This is a genomic window from uncultured Rikenella sp., assembly GCF_910577125.1.
In the GTDB taxonomy this organism is placed as follows: domain Bacteria; phylum Bacteroidota; class Bacteroidia; order Bacteroidales; family Rikenellaceae; genus Rikenella.
Genome location: NZ_CAJTMN010000152.1, coordinates 1 through 3726 on the forward strand (window position 1 = coordinate 1; position 3726 = coordinate 3726).

Genomic DNA, 3726 nt, shown 5'->3' on the forward strand with positions numbered 1-3726 from the left:
AAAGTTTTTGGTGCCGCTTTTTCCAAAAAGCGGCAGTTCCCTGCGGGTAGACACGAATAAACGAACGGTTAAAAATCAAAAAGCCCGGCTCTTCAGGGAAGAGGCCGGGTCTTTGGTTAGCAAATATTGCGTAAATGGTAAGCAATCGTTTTACAAGGACACAGAAGACGCAGACCCCTCTCCGAAAAACCGGCGGCGGTAATAATAAAAGGGCGAATAAAAACCCTCCGTTCTGCTATGTCCGAATTTCAGTTTCATGCTGTTTTCACCGGATGTCTTCCGCGGCAAAGGGCCGACCGGCAGCACATTCCGAATGCAAATATACGTCTTTTTTCGACGTCGCAATATCCGTCAGATATATTTTTCGCAGTATTCGGCATATCGGGCCATCACTTTGTCCACGAACCGGAGGGTTTCGGTACCGTCGAAAGCGCCGCTCCGGACGGCTTCGTCGTCCACCCATTCCGGTGATCCTTTGATGGATACATATTCGCTGAGCCGGCTCCAGGAGTTGTGGTTCACGCCGTGTTTCACGGCCAGCCGACGGGCGTCGCTGATGTGCCCCATCCCGGCGTTGTAGCAGGCCAGAATGATCCGCAGCCGGTCGTCTTCCGAAGTCCGGTTCCCGAACCGCAAGGTGTTTTCGATCCGTTGGATCAGCCGCACGGCCATCGAGATATTGACTTTCGGGTCGATGAGCTGTTCGGCCGGGACGCCGAAGTCGGTGGCGACGCTCTCCATCACCTGCATGAGGCCCAAGGCTCCGCGATGAGATCTGGCGTGGGGGTCGAAGCGCGATTCCTGACAGGCGATGGCGGCCAGAAAGCGCCAGTCCATCCCGGCCTCTTCGGCGGCCTGCCTCAGCAGGGGGTCGTAAGGCGATATCTGTCCCCGGCTGGCGATCTCCACCTGTTCGGCGGTAGGAGCTACCGAGGCAATCACCTGACGGGTGCCGGAGCATCCGACAAAGGTCAGATCGGATGCAAGCAGAAATGCAGAAACAAGTCCTATTTTTTTGAGATTCATCCCTCGTTTTTTAGGTCGGGAGAGCAATTCTCATGCCAATGCGAGCCGCGTTAGTCGTAGAACGACCACGAGAGTCCGATCTTGAACATCATCCGGTTCTGGGGATAATCGACTACTTCGAAGTAGCGGTTGTCACCGAACAGGTTGCAGTTCCAGTGCTGGAGTTTGAGCCGCAGCCTCAGCCGTTTCCACTTCGCGGTGATGAAGGCGTCCAACGAGGGGTAGTTCCCCAATTTGACCCGATCCTGGGTATAGAACTGTCCGATGGCCGGATCGTAGGCGTAGGCATAATACTCGGTATTATACCGTCCGTCGACGCCGATCTGCATGTGGAGCACGTTCCGGACGATGTCGAAGCCGAAAAAGTAGGATAACGATGCGCTGAGCAGAGGCACCGGAGCGACCGTCTGGTCGGAACTCCATTGCATGAGCACCCTGTGATTCAAGTGAAGTCCGCCGATGCGGAAATCCTTGCGCAGATAAAGCCCCATCACGTTGAGCATTCCGGTGTGCTGCTGAGGAACGACGTTCGGCCCGTAGTAGACTTTGTCTTTGGTCAGGGCGTAGCTTCCTCCGACTTCGATTCCGTAGTCGGGCACGGTGAATGCGGCGGTGATGAGCGTAGTCTTCTCTTTGGAGAAGTGGTTGAGCCACGCGTAGTGGTTCGAGAAGTAGTTCTGCTGCCAGAAGTCCGGCTCGCGCAGCGAGAAGCGCACCGAGGCGTCCAATTTCAGCGGTTTTTCGCGGACATAAGCCGCGAGCGACAACTTGCCGCCCACATGGAAATCGCCGCTTCGGTACCCGATCAGGTGGAGTTTGGCGTCGGCCGACCAGCGCAGGTAGCGGCTGACGGCACCCTCCAATCCTCCGTAGACGTAGATCGAATTTTTACCCTGTTTTCCTCCGTTGCCGTAAGTCCCGCGATAGGGCTCCGGCACGTCGTAATAGTATCGGTTGAACCCGTTTCCCACTCCGGCGGTCACAAGGCCGAGCACGCCGTTCCGGTTGTAGGGCTGGAGCTGCATGAAGAGTTTGACGTCGGTCATGGCCTGCCGCACGGAGTCGTAGGTTCCGTCGGGGCTGACGTAAAAGTGGTCGTAGAACGGCGGCACGGCCGGTTCGTCTCCCTCTCCGCCGTCGCCGGGATCGCCGTCCGAGGCTTTGACGGCATCGGAATAGACTTTGCGGAAGGTGGTATACTGGAAGGACTGACCGACATAAATGGTCGGTATCCCGGACAGGGTCAGGTCGTCAGAAACGCGCTGCCGGCGCAGGGGGATGGCAAACGACTGTGTCCAGTAGAACGTATGCCCTTTGTATTGATTTCGGGCGTCGGCCTGTCCGTCGAGCCGCACGGGAATGTTCTCGGTCATGTCGTAGACGGTGTCCATCACGTCGCGCATGTCCTGAATCCCGCCGTTCTCCTGAATATCGCCGACGTTATAGATGTATCCGCCGTGGATGGCGTACCGTTTCCCGGTGTGGGCGAAGTTGGCGGCGAAATATCGGTCGAGTGCCTTTTGCCGCTCGTACTGCCCGCGCATCCCGTCGGAGTTGTATTCGAGGTTGATGGAGCTGGAGGGCGAAATGTTCTGCGAGATGACGGCGTGGAAGATTTGTTCTTCTTTCGACCGTTCGCCGGACATCTGGTAGGAGATATTGGTGTAGGGCATCTTGGCGTTATAGAAGAGCACCTGTTCCGGTGTCATCAGGTAGGGTGCCCACGCCTGTACGAAAGAGAAGTTGCGGAACTGGGGCCGCTGGAAGTAGTCGAGGGGAATGCTTGCGCCGCCGAGGTTCCCGAGCGAAGCGCTTCCGACGCCCTGGCGCATAAAGGGATAATCGATATGGAAGTCGGCGAGGGTGGTGTCCAGGTCCCTCAGGGTGACATCGTTGTTGTCGAGGGAGACGGTCCAGGCGAAGATGCGCTGTTTGCGGGTGGAGTCGTCGAAATAGAACGATTCGAGGGGTTTCTTGGGCCGTCTGGCTTTATCGATGGTGTCGCGCTCGATCATCTGGCTGGGCAGCAGGCCGGAGGAGTTGCTGGAGCTGTTGTCCACGGGATAGCGGATCACGGTGCCGCTGCCGTACTGTCCCCGAGCGGGGAAGACGCTGAGGAGCAGCAAGCCGATCAGGGCGATGCGCAAATCGTATGTCCGTCGGGACTTTCCCATCGATTTCGTTCGTAAAACAGGTCTTTTTTTCGTTTTTCAGTCGGTGTGTCGCCGCCCCGGGCTTCCGCTGCTATCCCTCGGGCGTGCAGTTCAGCGTCGGCGACGAGGGCACAGTATGGTCTGCTTCGGCCAATGGGACGAACGGCGTCTATTTGCGTTTCGTGAAGGATGCGGTTCAGCCCAGCAATCCTTATGACCGTGCCGGTGGTTTTCAGTTGCGTTGCCTCTCGGAAGAAACGGTGCGTGTCGCACTCACAAATGGCCGGGTCTACCCTAACAGGTAGCCTCTATCCCATTTTACCGACACAGCCGCAGAAATGCGAAGCATTTCCCGTCCACGGGACGTGGGGCCTGCCCGGCCCGAGGGCAGTTCCGTCCGGGGCAAAGCCCGAAAGTCGCCCGCCCGCCACAAAGGGCATATTCTGCCGATTGGCGGTGAGCCAATCCGGCAAGAATGGCCGCGGGCGACTCAAAAACGCATTAACAAGCCCGCGCGCCACGCCTTAAAAGGGAAATCATCAAAACT

Annotated in this window: 3 protein-coding genes; 1 reads left to right on the top strand and 2 read right to left on the bottom strand. The window is 57.5% G+C overall.

The window, feature by feature from the left end:
* Nucleotides 1–351 precede the first annotated feature (351 nt).
* On the bottom strand, nucleotides 352–1026 hold the full coding sequence (locus tag QZ292_RS09990; protein ID WP_294601126.1) for a transglycosylase SLT domain-containing protein: 675 nt from the start codon (nucleotides 1024–1026) through the stop codon (nucleotides 352–354).
* 50 nt (nucleotides 1027–1076) lie between these two features.
* Nucleotides 1077–3200 carry a putative porin gene (locus tag QZ292_RS09995; protein WP_294601129.1) on the bottom strand — a complete coding sequence of 708 codons (2124 nt, stop codon included), beginning with the start codon at nucleotides 3198–3200 and terminating at the stop codon, nucleotides 1077–1079.
* On the opposite strand from QZ292_RS09995, the gene QZ292_RS10000 reads away from it, so the two are divergent.
* Nucleotides 3179–3484, top strand: a complete 306-nt coding sequence (locus QZ292_RS10000) for a hypothetical protein (protein ID WP_294601131.1) — start codon at nucleotides 3179–3181, stop codon at nucleotides 3482–3484. The two genes, QZ292_RS09995 and QZ292_RS10000, sit on opposite strands and share 22 nt — an antisense overlap.
* Nucleotides 3485–3726 lie beyond the last annotated feature (242 nt).